This is a genomic window from Shewanella fodinae, assembly GCF_014651955.1.
GTDB lineage: Bacteria > Pseudomonadota > Gammaproteobacteria > Enterobacterales > Shewanellaceae > Shewanella > Shewanella fodinae.
In genome coordinates this window covers 21859-39171 of the sequence record NZ_BMXW01000023.1, presented here as the reverse complement: position 1 = coordinate 39171, position 17313 = coordinate 21859, and the positions used below count along the sequence as shown (strand labels likewise).

The 17313-nt window shown below is 51.8% G+C and carries 16 protein-coding genes; 11 read left to right on the top strand and 5 right to left on the bottom strand.

The genetic code is table 11. The annotated features are described in order from the left end of the window. Positions 1–4 precede the first annotated feature (4 nt). Together IE064_RS16055 and IE064_RS16050 are read right to left on the bottom strand one after the other, a co-directional pair. Positions 5–1948, bottom strand: a complete 1944-nt coding sequence (locus tag IE064_RS16055) for a MacB family efflux pump subunit (protein WP_189618728.1) — start codon at positions 1946–1948, stop codon at positions 5–7. A 3-nt stretch (positions 1949–1951) separates the two neighbouring features. Then, the gene (locus IE064_RS16050) at positions 1952–3220 is read right to left on the bottom strand and encodes an efflux RND transporter periplasmic adaptor subunit (RefSeq protein ID WP_189618727.1); all 1269 of its coding nucleotides are present in this window, start codon (positions 3218–3220) and stop codon (positions 1952–1954) included. Positions 3221–3527: 307 nt separating this feature from the next. Between IE064_RS16050 and IE064_RS16045 the strand changes: the two genes are divergently transcribed. Both IE064_RS16045 and IE064_RS16040 read left to right on the top strand, forming a co-directional pair. After that, complete coding sequence (locus IE064_RS16045) at positions 3528–5456, top strand: methyl-accepting chemotaxis protein (RefSeq protein WP_189618726.1); 1929 nt, start codon at positions 3528–3530, stop codon at positions 5454–5456. A 125-nt stretch (positions 5457–5581) separates the two neighbouring features. Continuing rightward, entirely contained in the window at positions 5582–8023 is a 2442-nt protein-coding gene (locus IE064_RS16040) for a PepSY domain-containing protein (protein WP_189618725.1), read from the top strand. Positions 8024–8029: 6 nt separating this feature from the next. Here IE064_RS16040 and IE064_RS16035 read toward each other — a convergent pair whose 3' ends face one another. Beyond that, a complete protein-coding gene (locus tag IE064_RS16035; RefSeq protein ID WP_189618724.1) occupies positions 8030–8998 on the bottom strand; it encodes an alpha/beta hydrolase in 969 nt (322 codons plus the stop codon). A gap of 27 nt (positions 8999–9025) precedes the next feature. Next, complete coding sequence (locus IE064_RS18250; RefSeq protein WP_268244784.1) at positions 9026–9148, bottom strand: hypothetical protein; 123 nt, start codon at positions 9146–9148, stop codon at positions 9026–9028. An 83-nt stretch (positions 9149–9231) separates the two neighbouring features. Between IE064_RS18250 and glyA the strand changes: the two genes are divergently transcribed. From glyA to IE064_RS15990, 9 genes are all read left to right on the top strand, one after another. Further along, on the top strand, positions 9232–10485 hold the full coding sequence (gene glyA, locus IE064_RS16030; protein ID WP_189618723.1) for a serine hydroxymethyltransferase: 1254 nt from the start codon (positions 9232–9234) through the stop codon (positions 10483–10485). A gap of 105 nt (positions 10486–10590) precedes the next feature. Continuing rightward, positions 10591–11043, top strand: coding sequence for a transcriptional regulator NrdR (gene nrdR, locus IE064_RS16025; RefSeq protein ID WP_133039304.1), 453 nt, complete (start codon positions 10591–10593; stop codon positions 11041–11043). Positions 11044–11045: 2 nt separating this feature from the next. Next, a complete protein-coding gene (ribD, locus tag IE064_RS16020; protein ID WP_189618722.1) occupies positions 11046–12170 on the top strand; it encodes a bifunctional diaminohydroxyphosphoribosylaminopyrimidine deaminase/5-amino-6-(5-phosphoribosylamino)uracil reductase RibD in 1125 nt (374 codons plus the stop codon). Positions 12171–12172: 2 nt separating this feature from the next. Continuing rightward, the gene (locus IE064_RS16015; RefSeq protein ID WP_189618721.1) at positions 12173–12829 is read left to right on the top strand and encodes a riboflavin synthase; all 657 of its coding nucleotides are present in this window, start codon (positions 12173–12175) and stop codon (positions 12827–12829) included. Positions 12830–12964: 135 nt separating this feature from the next. Continuing rightward, positions 12965–14083, top strand: coding sequence for a bifunctional 3,4-dihydroxy-2-butanone-4-phosphate synthase/GTP cyclohydrolase II (gene ribBA / locus IE064_RS16010; protein ID WP_189618720.1), 1119 nt, complete (start codon positions 12965–12967; stop codon positions 14081–14083). Between the two features lie 103 nt (positions 14084–14186). Next, on the top strand, positions 14187–14663 hold the full coding sequence (gene ribH, locus IE064_RS16005) for a 6,7-dimethyl-8-ribityllumazine synthase (protein WP_133039243.1): 477 nt from the start codon (positions 14187–14189) through the stop codon (positions 14661–14663). Between the two features lie 11 nt (positions 14664–14674). Then, on the top strand, positions 14675–15082 hold the full coding sequence (gene nusB / locus IE064_RS16000) for a transcription antitermination factor NusB (protein WP_189618719.1): 408 nt from the start codon (positions 14675–14677) through the stop codon (positions 15080–15082). 80 nt (positions 15083–15162) lie between these two features. Next, positions 15163–16122 (top strand): thiamine-phosphate kinase, encoded by a 960-nt coding sequence (thiL, locus tag IE064_RS15995; protein ID WP_189618718.1) that lies wholly within the window; start codon positions 15163–15165, stop codon positions 16120–16122. Continuing rightward, on the top strand, positions 16119–16610 hold the full coding sequence (locus tag IE064_RS15990; protein WP_189618717.1) for a phosphatidylglycerophosphatase A family protein: 492 nt from the start codon (positions 16119–16121) through the stop codon (positions 16608–16610). Before thiL ends, IE064_RS15990 begins: the two co-directional genes overlap by 4 nt. A gap of 133 nt (positions 16611–16743) precedes the next feature. Here the strand turns inward: IE064_RS15990 and IE064_RS15985 are convergent, their stop codons facing one another. Next, entirely contained in the window at positions 16744–17313 is a 570-nt protein-coding gene (locus tag IE064_RS15985) for a LutC/YkgG family protein (protein ID WP_189618716.1), read from the bottom strand.

Here is a 17313-nt window from a genome sequence, read left to right as displayed (position 1 = left end):
TGCATTACTCCCGGGCCAAGGCTTCTACCGGATCCAACTGGGCAGCATTACGTGCCGGCAGGAAGCCGAACAGGATGCCAATCAAGGTAGAGCAGGCGAAGGCCGCCACAATCGAGGTGGTGGAATAGATCATTTTGAAATCTGTGCTGGCTGAAGAAAACGCGGCACCTATTAGGAATGACAGCGCAATCCCTAGGACACCGCCACACAGGCACACCAGCACGGCTTCAATCAAAAATTGTCGCAGAATATCTCCCTGACGGGCACCAACGGCCATGCGAACGCCAATTTCCCGTGTGCGTTCTGTGACGGAGACCAACATGATATTCATCACCCCGATGCCTCCCACAACCAGTGAAATCACCGCAATAGCGGAGATCAGCAAGGTCATGGTCGCCGTTGTCTTCTCGATACTCTGGCGAATGGTATCGGTATTAATGGTGAAAAAGTCCTGCGTGCCGTGACGCATTTTCAGTAACGTGATAATCCCTTGTTCAGCGGCATTGCTGGGGGCAGACTGGTTAATGCGCACCGTGATGCCGCCAAGATAGTGTTGGCCCACCATTCGTCCGCCAACCGTGGTATAGGGCACCCAGATGGTCAGGGCGTCATTATTGCCAAAAGCACTGTCTTTTTTCTGGGTGACGCCGATAATCCGTATCGGCAATTTACCAAGGAACACCACTTGTCCGAGGGCATCGTGATCAGGAAACAGTTCTTTTTCCGTGTTGTAATCAATGACCGCTTCCTGCGCCAGCGCATCGACACTAGCATCATCGAAGTATTGTCCTTCTGCCAGTTCATAGCCCCGTACCCGGAAATATTCCGGGCCAACACCTGAAACAGAAGCCGACACGGCCTGATTGCCATAACGGATGGTGACGCTGGTACTGATGGTCGGCGTAACGCTGTCAACAAATGGCAGATTTTTCAGCGATTGTGCATCGTTGGCCGTCAGGGTTCGAATACGCCCAGCGCGTCTGTCACCAAAACCACTACCGGGGCGGATATCAATAGTATTGGTCCCCATTGAACTGATGTTTTTGAGAATTGCTTGTCGCGATCCTTCCCCCAGTGCTACTACTGACACCACTGAGGCAATGCCAATAATGATCCCCAGCATGGTCAGAAAAGTACGCAGCCGATGCGATGACATTGCCAATAGTGCCATTTTCAGCGCTTCGCCGTAACGATCTAGCCCGCCAAACCAGCTACGTTTGGGCTTGGTTTCTGGTTTAACATCGGCAATGTCTGGGCGCTGTTGCTTGCGATGGTCGGCAATAATCACCCCATCTTTGATTTCAATGATGCGGTCGGCATACTGCGCTACATGCATATCGTGCGTTACGATAATGATGGTGTGGCCGTCGTGGTGCAGCTCTTGCAGCAGTTTCATCATCTCTTCGCCGCTGTGGCTGTCGAGCGCGCCAGTGGGTTCATCGGCTAGGATAACATCGCCGCCGTTCATCAATGCCCGGGCCACGCTTACTCGCTGTTGCTGGCCGCCACTGAGCTGACTGGGTTTGTGATCCAGCCGGTCTCCCAAACCTAGACGACTGAGCAGCAGTTCTGCGCGATCGCGTCGTTGCTGTCGATCTTTGGCCGCATAAACTGCCGGAACTTCGACATTGCCCACCGCTGTAAGATCGCCTAAGAGATGATAGCGCTGGAAGATAAAACCGAAATGTTCACGGCGTAGTTCGGCCAGTTCATCAGCTTCCATCGCCGAGGTATCCTGGCCATTGATGAAATATTTGCCTTGGCTAGGTTTATCCAGACAACCCAAAATATTCATCAGCGTTGATTTGCCGGAACCCGAGGCGCCAACGATTGCCACCATTTCACCGCGCGCGATGCTGAGATTGACATCTTGTAGCACCGTCAGTTGCTGGTCGCCTGCGGGAAACGAGCGGTAGACTCCGGCGACTTCAAGTAATGCTGTACTCATCAATTAGAATCCCATCGGTGAGCGGCGAAAGCGATTGTTACTGCCTGAGGATGGCATGCCAATGATCACTTCTTCACCTTCCTTGAGGCCCTCGGTGATTTCTGCATTGATTTTGTTATTAATGCCGACTTTGACATCGCGATATTCTACCTGCCCGTTGACCAGCACAGGGACTTGATAGTGCGCCTGTTCCTCACTGTTAATTCGCGGGCGTTTAGCCCCTGCGTTTGGCGCTTGTGCCGAGGCAGAAGCAGTAGGTTTAGCCGCCATTTTCGCTGGTCGACCACTCTTTTGGACGAGGATCTGCGATGGAACCAGTAACACGTCTTTGGCTTGCTTCAAAATAATAGAGACTTGCGCCGTCATGCCGATGCGCAATATCCGATCGGGATTTTCGACATCAAACAGACCGTTGAAATAGATAGCATCAGAATCGCTGGAGGTCATGTCCTTATCGTTACCATCCATAGAGGTTGGCCCGGGTTCGATAGCCCGCAACTTGGCGCGGTATTTATGGTACGGTTTGCCTAGAATGGTGAAATACACCTCTTGGCCTGGGTGAACGTTCACAACGTCGGCTTCAGAGATCTGTGCCTTGATGGTCATGGTGTCCAACTGGGCAATCTCAACGATGGTTGGTGTGGTCTGATTGGCGTTGACGGTCTGGCCGACTTCCACGGCGGTGTACACCACTGTACCGTCTAATGGCGCGGTAATGGTGGTATAGCCCAGATTGACCTTGGCGCTGTCTACCTGGATCTCTGCCTGTTGTCGCTGTGCCTGTAACTGTTTCAACTCGGCTTTATATACAGTGAGGTTGGCTTCGGCACTTTCATAATCGGCGCGAGAACTGGCGTTATCCACCAACATGGCCTTCTGGCGGTCATACTCCAGCTGTGCTTGGCGGATTTGCGCTTGTTTGGCGTCATATTGGGCATTAATGCTGTTCAGCGATGCCTGTGCCTCTTTCAGACTATTTTGCTGATTCAGACTGTCGATCTGCGCAATCAGCTCGCCTTTTTTAATTTGTTGCCCCAAGGTTACCGGCAGGTTTTTGATCTGACCGGATACCTGCGCACCCACACTCACCAGTTTGTAGGCTTGCAACATGCCGTTGGCCAGCACCGTATTTTCAATGTTGCCACGGTGTACCGCTTCGGTCGCGTAGCTTGGCGCTGGTGCCTTACGCATAGCAAAGAACAGCACCGTAGCCAGCACAACCAGAGCGATGATCACCAGGAACACCCATTTGCGTTTGGAGGACTTTTTCATTTTGGCAGTTTTACCCTGATGCCTGTCGGACTTGTGAGGCCGAAAATTAGTAATGTCGGCAGTATATCGACATGGTGGGCGCAGCAAATGGGAAAAGTGTAAGGATTGCGTAAATTTCTTCAAAAATGTGTACGAATCCCCATGACACCGTTGCGACAGACACATCTCCTTATAAATATTAACTTTTTGAAATATTTTTGATTGCCAGTTGCTAACAGGTTGGCGTCAGCACTGTCATCTGCGTGTCATCAAAACGTCTTAAACTCGGCCATTGTCCAGGGTGCCGGTTGCGGGAGAACAGTTGTATATGGCCAGACCGCTGTCATATGTGTCAAAACCGCTGCAATTACTGTTTGCGCGAATGAAGCTGTCACTTACCCAGAAAGTAATGTTCGGGTTGCTATTGCTGGTGTTGTGTCTCCTAATGGGCAGTGTCACCAATATGCTGGCCTCGGCCCAAGTACGACATCAGGTCGCGACCATGACCGACAAAACCACCCCTTTGGTGCTGAACGCTAATGCGCTGGCGCAAGTGCTACTCAATGCTGATCGTCAGTTAAAAACAGTACCGGGTCTGCAGGATGAGCATCTAACCATCACCACCATCAATAATTTTGCCGAGTTGCAGCAACATTTTGCTGAGGCGCTGGCGCGTTTAAAGCAAACCGCTGGCGATAGCGAAGAGTTGCAATCGCTGATTTCACCGCTGGATAGCTTGGATGAAGATTACTTTGCCCAAGGCAAAGCGCTGGGACAGCAACATTTGGCGCAGTTAACGGCGCGCGCACAGCTGGATGAGTTGCGCCATCAATGGCGCGAAGCGGCGGTTACTACTGCTGCGCAGGGTATCGATATTGGCCATTGGCAAAGTGCCATGTTGCAACTGTTGGAGGCCGAAGATGATTTTGCGCTGTCACGGGCCACTGACGCGGTAGAACAGGCTCAGGGAGATACGGCTACCCATCCACAAGCGGCAGCTTTAGCTGCGCTGTTAAGCAAAATGTTGCAAACGCAGCAGCAATATATTGCGGCAACTACCGAATTGGCGTCTTTGACTGAACTGACCGGGGGCAGTATTGACTACGCCACCGCAGTATTGGGTACGGTTGATCAGGTGGCTCATGATCGGGTGGGGCAAGGGGCTGATAAGATCCATCGGTCACTAGATCTGGGTTTCTGGTTGTCGATTGGGCTACTCGGTGGGTCATTAGTCCTAGCGTTATTAGTGTCCATCAATATTTACCGCTCTATCAAACGCCCTTTATCAGAACTTCTAGCCGTGCAACGAGCCGCAGTTGATGGCGATGTGACCCGCAATGTCGCTTACCAAAGTCACAACGAGTTTGGTTTGCTGGCTGACAGTACCAATCAGCTGTTGGCACATATCCGCCAGTTGTTGACGCAGTTGAATCATGGGGCCGCGCAGTTGGCGCAAGTCTCCACTGAAAATCGGCGTCAGGCTGGCAATGCCCATCGGTCGTTGGAGCAGCAGCGGCAGCAAACTATGCAGGTTACGGTTGCCATGGGGCAGATGGGCTCGGCAGTTCAAGAGGTCGCACAAGCTGCAGCGGCATCGCTGGAAAGTGTCCTGACGATGGAACAGGCGGTGCATGTTGGTCGTGAGCAGGTGCGGGAAACGATTACCGGTAGTCGCAAGCTGGCGGCACAGTTGCAACAGGCGGCGGTATCACTGCAAAGTGTGGATCACTCTTCACAGCAGATAGGGGGCGTGTTGGATGTTATCCGCGGGGTGGCGGAGCAGACTAATTTGCTGGCGCTGAACGCCGCTATTGAAGCGGCCAGAGCCGGTGATCATGGGCGCGGTTTTGCAGTGGTTGCCACTGAAGTACGGACGCTTGCCCAGCAAACGGCAGAATCAGCGAATACTATCAAGAGCATTATCGAGCAACTGCAATTAGGTGCTCAAAGCACGGTAAAGTTAATGCAGCAATGTCAGCAGCAAATGGATACTGACTTGCAACAAAGCGCCAAAGCAGAAGCCTGTATGGACGATATTCGGCAGTTGATTGTCACGGTCAGCCGCAATAGCGAACAGATTGCTAGCGCGGCCACGGAGCAGCAAAGTACCACTGAACATATCGCCGAGAACCTGCAACAAATTGCCGCAATCACCGAAGACAATTATCAGGGGATCAGTGGTTTTGTCAGTGCCAGCCAGCATCTGGAACAGCTAGTACAAGCTCAGGGTGAGCAGGTACAACAATTCCGTTATTGAATCGCTTAATCCATTGTTAATTATTCCCTTCCATCCTCTTTCGCCTTAATTGACAGTGCGCGGGGTTGCCAGCCATTGTTTTATCGGTATTATATACACTAATGAAAATCATTCTCATATAAATTATGTCAGGAAGTTGGCGTCAGCGGATTAGTTTTCGCATTCATCAGTGGCTGGGGCTTGCCAGTGCGCTAGTGTTGCTGATTGTGGGAGCAACCGGGGGGTTATTAGCGCTAGAGGATGATATCACCGCTATTTTGCCCGGGCCGGAAGTAGCCGCTGGGCAGTTGTTACCTATGCCAGTGCTTGCCCCAAAGCTGCAATTACCGGGTAAAACACTGCAACGTATTTATCTGGAGCCGCAGGCGCAACGTCCAGGGCGGGCACTTTATCAGGATCGCCAAAGTAAACAGCGGGAATGGCGCATTTTTAATCCTTATACTGGCGAAATCCTTGGGGCACGCCCGGCTATCAGTGAATTTTTTGCCGATGTTATGGCATTACATCGTTGGTTGCTGCTGCCCAATTCTATCGGCAGTGTGATTACAGGCACTGCGGCATTGATGGCAATTATTCTGTTAATTGCCGGCTTTATCCGGCGAGCGCCGGATCGGCTCAGCAGTATCAAGGACTGGCTGTGGTGGAAACGTGGTAGCAAAGGTCGCCTAGCGCTGTGGCAATTTCACGCGCTCTTAGGCACTTGGCTGTTTATTCCTATCTTTATCATGGCGCTGACTGGTCCGTGGTTTGCTTTTGATTGGTACCGTAGCGGCCTCAAGCAGATGCTGGGCTCACCGGAAACACCAACTATCAAGGCCGATGCGAACATAAGCGCCGATGCCAATGCGGTCTGGCGCAGCTTTTTGACCGTCAAACCTGATGGCCGTTATGCCCGTTGGTATCTGCCCCGTGAAGCCAATGGCGAAGTGCGGGTGCGTTATCTGGAGCCGGATGCACCTCATTCCAGAGCGTATTCTGCGCTGACATTTGATGCGGCTGGTCATCTGTTACAGCAGCAACGTTATGTCGATCTCCGTGGTGGCGATTACCTGTTAGCTAACATGTATGCCTTCCATACCGGCAGTTATTTTGGGCTGCCGGGGCGGGTGATTTGGTCTTTGTCAGGGCTGGCTTTCGGCTCTTTTGCAATTACCGGTATCTGGCTGTTTTTTAATCGGCGGGCGCGTCCGAAGGAACAGGCCAGTGGCACTGCATCGACCCTGATCGCCTATGCCAGCCAGAGTGGTACTGCGGCAGCGTACGGACAGCGACTTAAGCTCTGGTTAGAACAGCAAGGTCAGGGCGTCCATCTGCGCTCTATGGCGAATATGCAACCCCAGGAGTTTGGTGCCTATCAACAGGTGTTGTTACTCGCCGCTACTTATGGCGAAGGGCAAGCGCCTGACAGTGCCTTGCTGTTCCAGCAGCAGTTAGCGGCCGCGGCCGTGAAACTCAACCATGTCAACGTGGCGGTGCTGGCATTCGGTGACCGTCAATATCAGCAGTTCTGCGCGTTTGGCCATTGGTTAGCTCGGCGTTTCAATGAACTCGGTGCCGGTACTCTGTTGCCGCTTCAGGAGGTGGACCGTGGTGCCGAACAAGCGTTGCAGCATTGGAGTGATGCGTTGGCCCAGACGCTAAAGTTGGAGCATGCGTCATTGGCCGCAGATAGCTGGCAATCTGCTACGCTGCTACAAAATCGCTGTCTCAATCCCGGCAGTGACAGGCCCGTGCACCAGGTGCAATTAGCACTGCAAGGTAACTGGCAGGCGGGCGATATTCTAGAGATTTTACCGGTATGGTCAGAATCTCAGAGTCGCCATTATCTGCAACAGCAAGGGCTGGACGGCGATGTTATGGTCAGCACTCACGCAGGGGTTATGCCGTTATGGCAAGCTCAGGCACAATATCTAGAAGCCACAGTGGTGACTGAGCGCGAGTTAACTCCCCAGGCATACGTTAATGCGGCAACACCACTGGGGGCCCGCAGTTATTCAATTGCCAGTATCGAAAATCCGTTACAGCTGATGGTGCGACATGTGCGCAAAGCTGATGGTATTGATGGTCGTGCGTCTGGAGCGCTGGCGACAGCACCCGTTGGCAGTGAGTGGCAGGTACGCTTGAAACCTCATAGTAATTTTCATTTACCTCCGGCTGATGTGCCTTTGATATTACTGGGCGCAGGTACCGGACTCGCGCCTTATTTAGGCTTTTTAGCGCAGCGGCGTAAACAAGGTTTTAAAACACCAATATGGTTGCTATTTGGTGAGCGTTACGCCGAACAGGATAACTACTACGGTGCTGAATTACAGACATTTAGGGCGGAAGGGCTGCTGACCCATCTGGACTTTGCCTGGTCACGGCCTAATGGACGATATATACAGCAGTGTTTATTGGCAGAGAAAGACAGGTTGCAGCGCTATTTAGCGGCGGGGGCTCATCTTTATGTTTGTGGTGCCATAGCGGGGGTTGGCGCCGGGGTACAACAAACACTGGTGCAACTGCTGGGTGAGCCGCAATTATTGCGGTTGCAGCAGCAAGGCCGTTATCACCGCGATCTCTATTGAAATATCTCAGTTGCTAACGGCATTACTGCACGGTGGCTGTTGGCAACCACTGTGCAGCACTGCTCTGAGCCATGTATCCATTAACTGTTGTTCTTGCTTACCCGGTTTTAGCACGGCCATGTGATTGCCTTGTTGCTGATATTGTTGCATTTGCAGACTATGTAATTGCGCTGGCCAACTACGCGAAATCACCTCGTCTTGTTGCGCACTGACAACCAATGTCGGTTTGTTCCAACCGTTAAGCATGATGCGAAGATCGGTATCAACATCTTCAATCTGCAGTTGTCTCAATGCTTGTTGGGTGCCGGCATTAATACTGGCATTGGGTACCAGCAAGCTTAACAAGGGATTAAAGGCTCTTGCGGCACTGGGAGCCGCTTGTGCTAGCGGGCTACTCGGTGCTAATAACACTAGTGCCTCCGCATCCACGGCTTTCGCCAGATAAGTGGCACTTATTGCCCCCATGGAATGCCCCACAACTATCAATGGATGTGGTGCCTGCTGCTGATTAAGCCAAGGCTCCAGATAGTTGACATCTCGGGCACCGAAACTGAAATCGGCCACAGTGGTGCCCGCCTGACCGGGTAAATCTGGCATCAATGTGTGAAAACCTCGGCTCTGGAAATAGAAACTCCAAGGCGTCATCCAGCTCCAGTTATCACCGTAACCGTGCAGTAACACCACCGTTCCGTGGGCCTGAAAGTGACTGGCCGAGATTTCGGTTTTGCCGCCAAACACATTGTCCTGAATTTCGGCGTCGTGTGGCGGTAATTCAGTCCAAGGATTGCCGCTAACATAGTGAATACAGGGAGATTGGCAGTCGTCATGCAGTTGCAGTTTCGTCGCACGATAAAATGCCTGTGGTGCCGCTATCACCGCGGGGTGGCGTTTTGGTTCAGCTATCCGATTGGCCACATAACTGGCGCAGCCGGTAAGCAGTGTCAGTAGCAACAACGGTGATAATAACGCTTTCATATCTGATGCTTATCTTTAAACGGTATCTCAGGGTTTCCTGATACTGGCATTGCTGTTAGGGTATTGCAAGTCATTGGCTGACGCGTTAAAAAACGACTGTTGCTGTTCGCAAAGTGAAACACTGTCATCTTCCAGCAGAAGGATTTTCATCAGCCTCTGCGCTGGGATTGTGACGCAGAGCAGAGTAGAATACGCGCAACCCTACCGATAAGACTGTCCAGCTGGAGTAACCAATGCTGAAGAAGAGTATGAACATCGCCGATTATGATGCGGAGCTGTTCCAGGCTATTGAAGATGAGAACCGTCGTCAGGAACAACACATTGAGCTGATTGCTTCCGAAAACTACACCAGTCCACGGGTCATGCAGGCCCAAGGCTCGCAGTTAACCAACAAGTATGCCGAAGGCTACCCCGCCAAGCGTTACTATGGCGGTTGTGAGTATGTGGATGTAGTAGAAAACCTCGCGATTGACCGCGCTAAACAGCTGTTTGGTGCCACTTACGCCAATGTGCAGCCGCATTCAGGTTCGCAGGCTAACTATGCCGTTTATATGGCGCTGTTGCAGCCTGGCGACACCGTATTGGGGATGAATCTAGCCCACGGCGGTCATCTGACACATGGTTCTCCAGTTAACTTCTCTGGCAAGCTGTTCAACATCATTCCTTACGGTGTGGATGAGCAAGGTAAAATTGATTACGCTGAGCTGGAAACGTTAGCCTTAGAACATAAGCCCAAGATGATCATTGGTGGTTTCTCGGCTTATTCTGGCATCGTTGACTGGGCCAAATTGCGTGAAATTGCTGATAAAGTCAGTGCATTCCTGTTTGTGGATATGGCACATGTTGCCGGTCTGGTAGCTGCGGGTGTTTACCCAAGCCCTATCCCTCACGCACACGTGGTGACTACTACTACGCACAAAACACTGGCGGGGCCGCGCGGTGGTTTGATCCTGTCTGCTGCCGATGATGAAGATCTGTATAAGAAACTCAACTCAGCGGTATTCCCAGGAAGTCAGGGTGGCCCACTGATGCATGTGATTGCCGGTAAAGCGGTGGCCTTCAAAGAAGCGCTGGAACCTGAATTCAAGGCTTATCAGCAGCAGGTTGTGACCAACGCCAAGGCGATGGTAGAAGTGTTCCTGGAACGTGGCTACAAAATCGTTTCTGGTGGCACTGACAACCATCTGATGTTGGTAGATCTCATTGGCCGTGAACTGACCGGTAAAGAAGCCGATGCAGCCCTTGGTCGCGCCAATATCACCGTTAACAAAAACTCAGTGCCTAATGACCCACGTTCACCTTTCGTGACTTCCGGTATCCGTATTGGCACTCCCGCTATTACTCGCCGAGGCTTCAAAGAAGCGGAAGCCAAGCAGTTGACTGGCTGGATCTGTGATGTCTTGGATAACGCCAACGATGAAGCTGTGATTGCCGCCGTTAAAGCCAAAGTGCTGGAACTGTGCGCCCGCTTCCCTGTTTACGGTTAACCTTTTCAGGGAGATCGATTAAACTGGCATGGCCGCTGCATTCAGCGGCCATTTTTGTTTCTGTTCCGTTAAGAAACGGTCCCGTTGACTTGCGCAGGAGGCATGATGCATTGTCCATTTTGCAGTGCGACCGATACCAAAGTGATTGATTCAAGGTTAGTGGCTGATGGACATCAGGTTCGCCGTCGGCGCGAGTGCACCTTATGCCACGAGCGTTTCACTACCTTTGAAAGTGCAGAGTTAGTCATGCCCCGAGTTATCAAACGCGATGGTTCCCGCCAACCGTTTGATGAAGACAAACTGCGTGGTGGCATGTTACGCGCGGCCGAAAAACGCCCGGTGTCCATCGATAAAATCGAAGAGGCTATCAACAAGATTAAATCGGCATTGCGCGCTACAGGTGAGCGCGAAGTGACCTCCGAGATGATTGGTAACCTGATGATGGATCAACTGATTGAACTGGATAAAGTCGCTTATATCCGTTTTGCGTCTGTGTATCGCGCGTTTGAGGATGTCTCGGAGTTCGGCGAAGCTATCGCCAGCCTGCAGAAGAAGTAATCATGTGGTCAACTACTGATATTGCCATGATGAGCCGTGCCATTATGTTGGCACGCCGTGGCCGTTATACCACCCGCCCCAATCCCAACGTTGGCTGCGTTATCATTGATAGTCACGGTACAATTGTCGGTGAAGGCTGGCATCAACGTGCAGGCGGCCCACATGCCGAAGTGCACGCTTGGCGCATGGCGGGTGATAAAGCCCGAGGAGCCACCGCCTATGTCACGCTGGAACCTTGCAGCCATTACGGGCGTACGCCTCCCTGTGCCGAAGGCTTAATTGAACATGGCTTGCAACGGGTGGTGATTGCCATGACCGATCCCAACCCACAAGTCGCTGGGCGTGGTATTACCATGCTGCAAGATGCGGGAATTGAGGTTGTCAGTGGTTTGATGGCGGATGAAGCCAGACAGCTGAATCCAGGATTTTTATCGCGAATGGAACGCGGCCGTCCTTATGTCACGCTGAAGTTGGCGGCAAGTCTTGATGGTAAAACTGCCTTGGCTAACGGTGAGTCAAAGTGGATTACCGGCCCGGCAGCTCGGCAGGATGTGCAGCGGCTGCGGGCATTAAACTGCGCCGTTATTACCGGGATTGAGACAGTATTGGCGGATGACCCGTCAATGAACGTGCGTTACCAGGAGTTGGGATATTTACGGCAGCAACTTGGCGAAGATGCGCTTATACAGCCCTTGCGTGTGGTGCTGGATAGCGCGTGTCGGATGCCGCTTGATGCCCGATTGTTGCAGTTATCTGGCGCGGTGCTGCTGGTCAGCTGCCAGCCATATCCTGCGGAATTCTGCGAGGCGCTACCAGCACATGTGCAGTGTGTGCAGCTCCCCGGTATCGATGGCCGTGTGGACTTAGCGGCATTGTTGCAATATCTGGGTAAAAGCTGCAATTCGGTACTCGTCGAAGCTGGGGCAACCTTGTGTGGTGCTTTTGTGAGTTGTGGCTTGGCTGATCAACTCATCTTGTATCAAGCGCCCAAAATACTTGGGGCGGCAGGCCGTAATCTGTTGCAGTTGCCGCCATACCAACAGTTGTCGGAAATCCCAGCCTTACAATTAATTGAACAACGGAAAGTCGGCGTTGATAATCGTCTGACGCTGAAAATAGGGTACTAATCATGTTTACCGGGATCATTGAAGCTGTCGGGCATCTTCGTCGTATCGAACGTCGTGGTGATGATATTCGTTTGACCGTAGCCAGCGGCAAGTTGGATTTAAGCGATGTGCAGTTGGGTGACAGCATTGCCACCAATGGCGTGTGTTTGACCGTGGTGGAACGTTTAACTGACGGCTATGTTGCCGATATCTCGGCGGAAACCGTTAGCCTCACTGGTTTCAATCATTACCAGGTCGGCCAGGCAGTGAATCTGGAAAAAGCGGTGACCCCCAGCACCCGCTTAGGCGGACATCTGGTCAGTGGGCATGTGGATGGACAGGCGCGGGTCGTGGAAGTGAGTGCTCGCGGTCAGGCTACTGAATACTGGCTGGAGGCGCCACAGGCGTTGGCGCGTTATATTGCTCACAAAGGCTCAATTGCCATTGATGGCGTTAGTCTGACGGTTAATGAAGTTAGCGGTGAGCGTTTCCGGCTGACCATCGTGCCGCACACATCTGGCGAAACCACATTGCCGCTATTGAAAGTCGGCGATAGCGTGAATCTGGAAGTGGATCAGATTGCGCGCTATCTGGAGCGGTTGATGCAACAGACTGCAACCACGCAATCGACAGCGGGCGTTTCGTTAGCGCAACTCGCTAGAGCCGGATTTATCCGCTAGCAAGTCGCATTTTTCTGGTTATGCACTGGAGCTTGGCCGAATACCCGTTAGAATTCATCACACTTAATTACCGCAAAGCCGTGCCGCGCATGACTTCGCGGAATGTAACCTGAAGTTTGTACATGGGGTTGTATCATGGCGTTACACAGTATTGAAGAGATCGTCGAAGATATTCGTCAGGGCAAAATGGTGATCCTGATGGATGATGAAGACCGGGAAAACGAAGGTGACATTATCATTGCCGCTGAGAAGATCACCCCGGAAGCCATTAATTTTATGGCCCGCTATGGCCGAGGACTTATCTGCCTGACCTTGACCAAGGCCCGTTGTCAACAGTTGCATTTGCCACTAATGGTACGCGATAACGGCGCCCCTTTTGCCACCAACTTTACCGTTTCCATTGAAGCGGCCGAAGGCGTTACCACTGGCATCAGTGCTCATGATCGTGCCGTAACTGTGCAAAAAGCGGTTGCCAAACACGCCAAACCTTCAGATGTGGTGCAGCCAGGTCATATCTTCCCGTTGATGGCACAGGATGGTGGCGTGTTAGTGCGCGCGGGCCATACCGAAGCCGGATGTGACTTAGCGCGTCTGGCAGGATTAGAACCTGCCGCGGTGATTGTGGAAGTGCTTAATGAAGATGGCACTATGGCTCGGCGGCCTCAGTTAGAGGCGTTTGCTCAGACGCATGGTATTAAAGTTGGCACCATTGCGGATTTGATTGAGTACCGCAACAACACCGAAACTACTGTGATCCTAGAAGGTAAATGCCAGTTGCCCACCCGTTTTGGTGAGTTTGAACTGCACGCTTTCCGCGACACCATCGATAACCAACTCCACTATGCGATGGTGCGTGGCGAGATCCAGGATAATCTGCTGGTACGGGTACATCTGCAAAATACCTTCCATGACTTGCTGTATTCCGAACGTGATGAGGCTCGCAGCTGGCCACTGGATAAGGCGATGTCGCTGATTGGCAAAGAGGGCGGCGTGATGTTGCTGCTAGGCAATCAGGAACCAATGGCCGATATTATTGCCAAGGTGAAAGCCTTTGAGGCCGAAGACAAAGGTGAGCAACTGCTACCTCCACGCCTGCAGAAAACCTCACAACGAGTCGGGGTCGGTTCACAGATATTGGCTGCTCTAGGTGTTAAGCGCATGCGTTTACTGAGTTCAGTGAAGCGTTATCACTCGTTGGGCGGTTTTGGACTGGAAGTGACGGAATATATTCCGGACGACACCGACGGTAATTAAACGATATTTCGTAAATCTCAGCGGCGCAGGTGGGGATTGCATGCTATCATAGCGCCAATTTTTGCCCTTAGCTGGGTGCTCTTTAGTTTAGTTAGGTAACGACATGAACGTGGTTCAAGGTAATATCGAAGCAAAAAATGCCAAAGTGGCAATTGTAGTGTCCCGCTTTAACAGCTTTATCGTGGACAGCCTGTTGGAAGGGGCACTGGATACACTGAAACGTTTTGGCCAGGTGAACGAAGACAACATCACTGTGGTGCGAGTTCCTGGTGCTTATGAGTTGCCGTTGACCGCGCGTCGTGTTGCTGCCAGCGGTAAGTTTGATGGCATTATTGCACTGGGTGCGGTGATCCGGGGTGGTACACCACATTTTGACTTTGTTGCTGGTGAATGCAACAAAGGTCTGGCGCATGTAGCTCTGGAATTTGACGTGCCGGTCTCTTTCGGCGTGTTGACCACTGACACCATCGAACAAGCGATTGACCGTGCTGGCGTCAAAGTTGGGAACAAAGGCGGAGAAGCTGCGCTGAGTTTGCTGGAAATGATCAACGTGCTGCAACAGCTTGAGCAACATCTGTAACGGGAAATAGCATGAAACCTTCTGAGCGCCGCAGAGCCCGCCGTTTAGCGGTACAGGCCATGTACTCATGGCAGTTGAGCGGGAACAATATTGCAGACGTTGAACACGAGTTTCTGACCGAGCAGAACATTGATGGGGTTGATGTGCCCTATTTTCGCGAGTTATTTGTTGGTACAGCTGGCAAACAGGCTGAGTTGGATAAGCTGGTGACGCCTTATCTGGAACAGCGTCCGTTGGCTGAAGTTGATCCGATCGAAAAAGCGATTTTGCGACTGGCTGCGTTTGAACTGAAGTACCGCAAGGATACCCCGTTCAAAGTAGTGATTAACGAAGCCATCGAACTGGCGAAGACCTTTGGTGCGGAAGACAGCCATAAGTTCGTTAACGGTATTCTGGATAAGCTAGTTAATAGCAAGTAATTGCGGGACTCGATAAACGGTATCTTCGGGTACCGTTTTTTTCATTGCCAGACGGGAGGTCGGCGACGGCCAGAGTAACAATGAAAGAATTCCAACTGATAGAACATTACTTTACCGGCCAGAGTCAGCATCGCAAGGATGTGAAACTAGGCATCGGTGACGATTGTGCGCTGGTAAAACCAGCAGAAAATAAACTGCTGGCGATCTCCACCGATACGCTGGTGGAAAATGTACACTTTTTACCACAAATGCCACCTCAGGCGTTGGGCTATAAAGCGCTAGCGGTCAATCTGTCAGATCTGGCGGCTATGGGCGCAGAACCCGCTTGGATGACACTCGCGCTTACCATGCCAAGCGCCGATGATGTGTGGTTGCAGGGCTTTGCCGCAGGTTTATTTGAAGCGGCTGATTACTATATGATTTCACTGGTAGGTGGTGATACTACTCGAGGCCCGAAATCCATCACTATCACGGTACACGGGCAGGTGCCAGAAGGTAAAGCACTGACCCGTAAAGGCGCCAAACCCGGCGACTGGATCTACGTCACCGGGACTTTGGGTGATTCTGCTTTGGGGCTGAATATTCTACAGGGCAGGCAAAGCACCAGTAATGAGCACCGCGAATTTCTGATTAATCGGCACTACCATCCGTCACCACGAGTGTTAGCTGGGCAATCGCTACGCGGCCTAGCATCCAGCGCCATTGATCTTTCTGACGGGCTTAATTCCGATATCCGTCATGTACTGAAGGCTTCCGGTGTCGGGGCGGTGATCGATGTGGAGAAATTACCGTTATCACCAGCAATGCGTGATAGCGTGACGCTGGAAACGGCACTTAATTATGCGTTGTGTGGCGGTGAAGACTATGAGCTGCTGTTTACTGTACCAGAAGCCCAGCGGGGCGCTTTGGATACAGCGTTGAGTCATGCCGGGGTACGTTTTACCCAAATAGGTCAGATCCAGCCAGTTAACAAACTCAAATTGCAGTTCAAGGGTGAAGAGTTTGTACCAACGCAACGTGGGTTCGAGCATTTTCAATGAGTTTTTTTTCTAAAGACAAGACACTGGCAGCGCTTAGTCTGCGCAACCCTATCCATTTTCTGGCACTGGGTTTTGGTAGTGGTTTGGCTGCCATCGCTCCTGGCACTTTTGGTACCTTGGCTGCCGTGCCCTTGTATCTATTGCTTAGCTTGTTGCCATTATCGACCTATGTCATTGTCACCCTTATTGTTTGTGTTGCGGGGATTTATATCTGCGACAAAACCTGCCGCGATCTTGGTGTGCATGACCACAAGGCGATTGTCTGGGATGAAGTCGCAGGTTATCTATTGACCATGCTGGCGGCTCCTGTCGGCTGGCAATGGCCGCTGATCGGTTTTGTGCTGTTCCGCTTTTTCGACATTCTCAAACCCTGGCCGATCCGCTGGTTGGATAGAAACGTAAAAGGCGGTCTTGGCGTTATGGCTGATGATATTCTCGCTGGCGTTGTTGCTTGTCTGGTATTACAGCTGCTTGTGCTGTGCTTCTGAAAATAAGGGGTAGCCCCTTCGGTGACTGTTGCCGTAATTCTCTATGACATGTTAACCACTATAGGTATCAGAAATTCCTAGCTGCAGTTAGCAAAAAGCCGCATTGCTGCGGCTTTATTGACAGGCTTGGCTGTTAAACCAAATACACGTTCAAGGTACAAGCACCGTGGGCACCAATGACCAGTGCTTGTTCAATGTCGGCGGTTTTTGATGGACCAGCAATGAACACGCCAAAACCGGTATTATCCAAGCTGATTTTTGCCAGCGCTTGGTGCATGTTGGCAACAATATCTTCCGCTTTCAGTACCAGCATCAGGTTTTCACAGATGAATGGGGCAATGCGGATCCCGGCGAGATCTTCTGTTACCCAGATAGAACCATTCTCTGCAACGCCCAATTGCCCTGGGATCACCGCATAGTTGATATCTTTCAGCTCATGGGGATCGCTTGGCACCTCACGGTTACCGGTGACGGCATCCACTCTGGAGATTACCTGCTTACCTTCGGCAATCAGCGTATCGACTTGGCTTTGCAGCGCGGCTAACGCATTGTCTCTAATGAGCGTACCGCCACAGGCCTTAAGACCGGCTTCATACTGACCGATGAGATCATCCAGACGGGGCGCAATCTCAACTTTGGGCATCGGATGTTCAGGCAGAGCCACTGATTTAAGCGCTGCCAGTATTTCGGCTTTACTGGACAT

Excerpts from the sequence above, each read along its gene's own strand:
- IE064_RS16055 (WP_189618728.1), bottom strand. The coding sequence starts at position 1,948 with ATGAGTACAGCATTACTTGAAGTCGCCGGAGTCTACCGCTCGTTTCCC.
- IE064_RS16050 (WP_189618727.1), bottom strand. The coding sequence starts at position 3,220 with ATGAAAAAGTCCTCCAAACGCAAATGGGTGTTCCTGGTGATCATCGCT.
- IE064_RS16045 (WP_189618726.1), top strand. The coding sequence starts at position 3,528 with ATGGCCAGACCGCTGTCATATGTGTCAAAACCGCTGCAATTACTGTTT.
- IE064_RS16040 (WP_189618725.1), top strand. The coding sequence starts at position 5,582 with ATGTCAGGAAGTTGGCGTCAGCGGATTAGTTTTCGCATTCATCAGTGG.
- IE064_RS16035 (WP_189618724.1), bottom strand. The coding sequence starts at position 8,998 with ATGAAAGCGTTATTATCACCGTTGTTGCTACTGACACTGCTTACCGGC.
- IE064_RS18250 (WP_268244784.1), bottom strand. The coding sequence starts at position 9,148 with ATGAAAATCCTTCTGCTGGAAGATGACAGTGTTTCACTTTGCGAACAG.
- glyA (WP_189618723.1), top strand. The coding sequence starts at position 9,232 with ATGCTGAAGAAGAGTATGAACATCGCCGATTATGATGCGGAGCTGTTC.
- nrdR (WP_133039304.1), top strand. The coding sequence starts at position 10,591 with ATGCATTGTCCATTTTGCAGTGCGACCGATACCAAAGTGATTGATTCA.
- ribD (WP_189618722.1), top strand. The coding sequence starts at position 11,046 with ATGTGGTCAACTACTGATATTGCCATGATGAGCCGTGCCATTATGTTG.
- IE064_RS16015 (WP_189618721.1), top strand. The coding sequence starts at position 12,173 with ATGTTTACCGGGATCATTGAAGCTGTCGGGCATCTTCGTCGTATCGAA.
- ribBA (WP_189618720.1), top strand. The coding sequence starts at position 12,965 with ATGGCGTTACACAGTATTGAAGAGATCGTCGAAGATATTCGTCAGGGC.
- ribH (WP_133039243.1), top strand. The coding sequence starts at position 14,187 with ATGAACGTGGTTCAAGGTAATATCGAAGCAAAAAATGCCAAAGTGGCA.
- nusB (WP_189618719.1), top strand. The coding sequence starts at position 14,675 with ATGAAACCTTCTGAGCGCCGCAGAGCCCGCCGTTTAGCGGTACAGGCC.
- thiL (WP_189618718.1), top strand. The coding sequence starts at position 15,163 with ATGAAAGAATTCCAACTGATAGAACATTACTTTACCGGCCAGAGTCAG.
- IE064_RS15990 (WP_189618717.1), top strand. The coding sequence starts at position 16,119 with ATGAGTTTTTTTTCTAAAGACAAGACACTGGCAGCGCTTAGTCTGCGC.
- IE064_RS15985 (WP_189618716.1), bottom strand. The coding sequence starts at position 17,313 with ATGTCCAGTAAAGCCGAAATACTGGCAGCGCTTAAATCAGTGGCTCTG.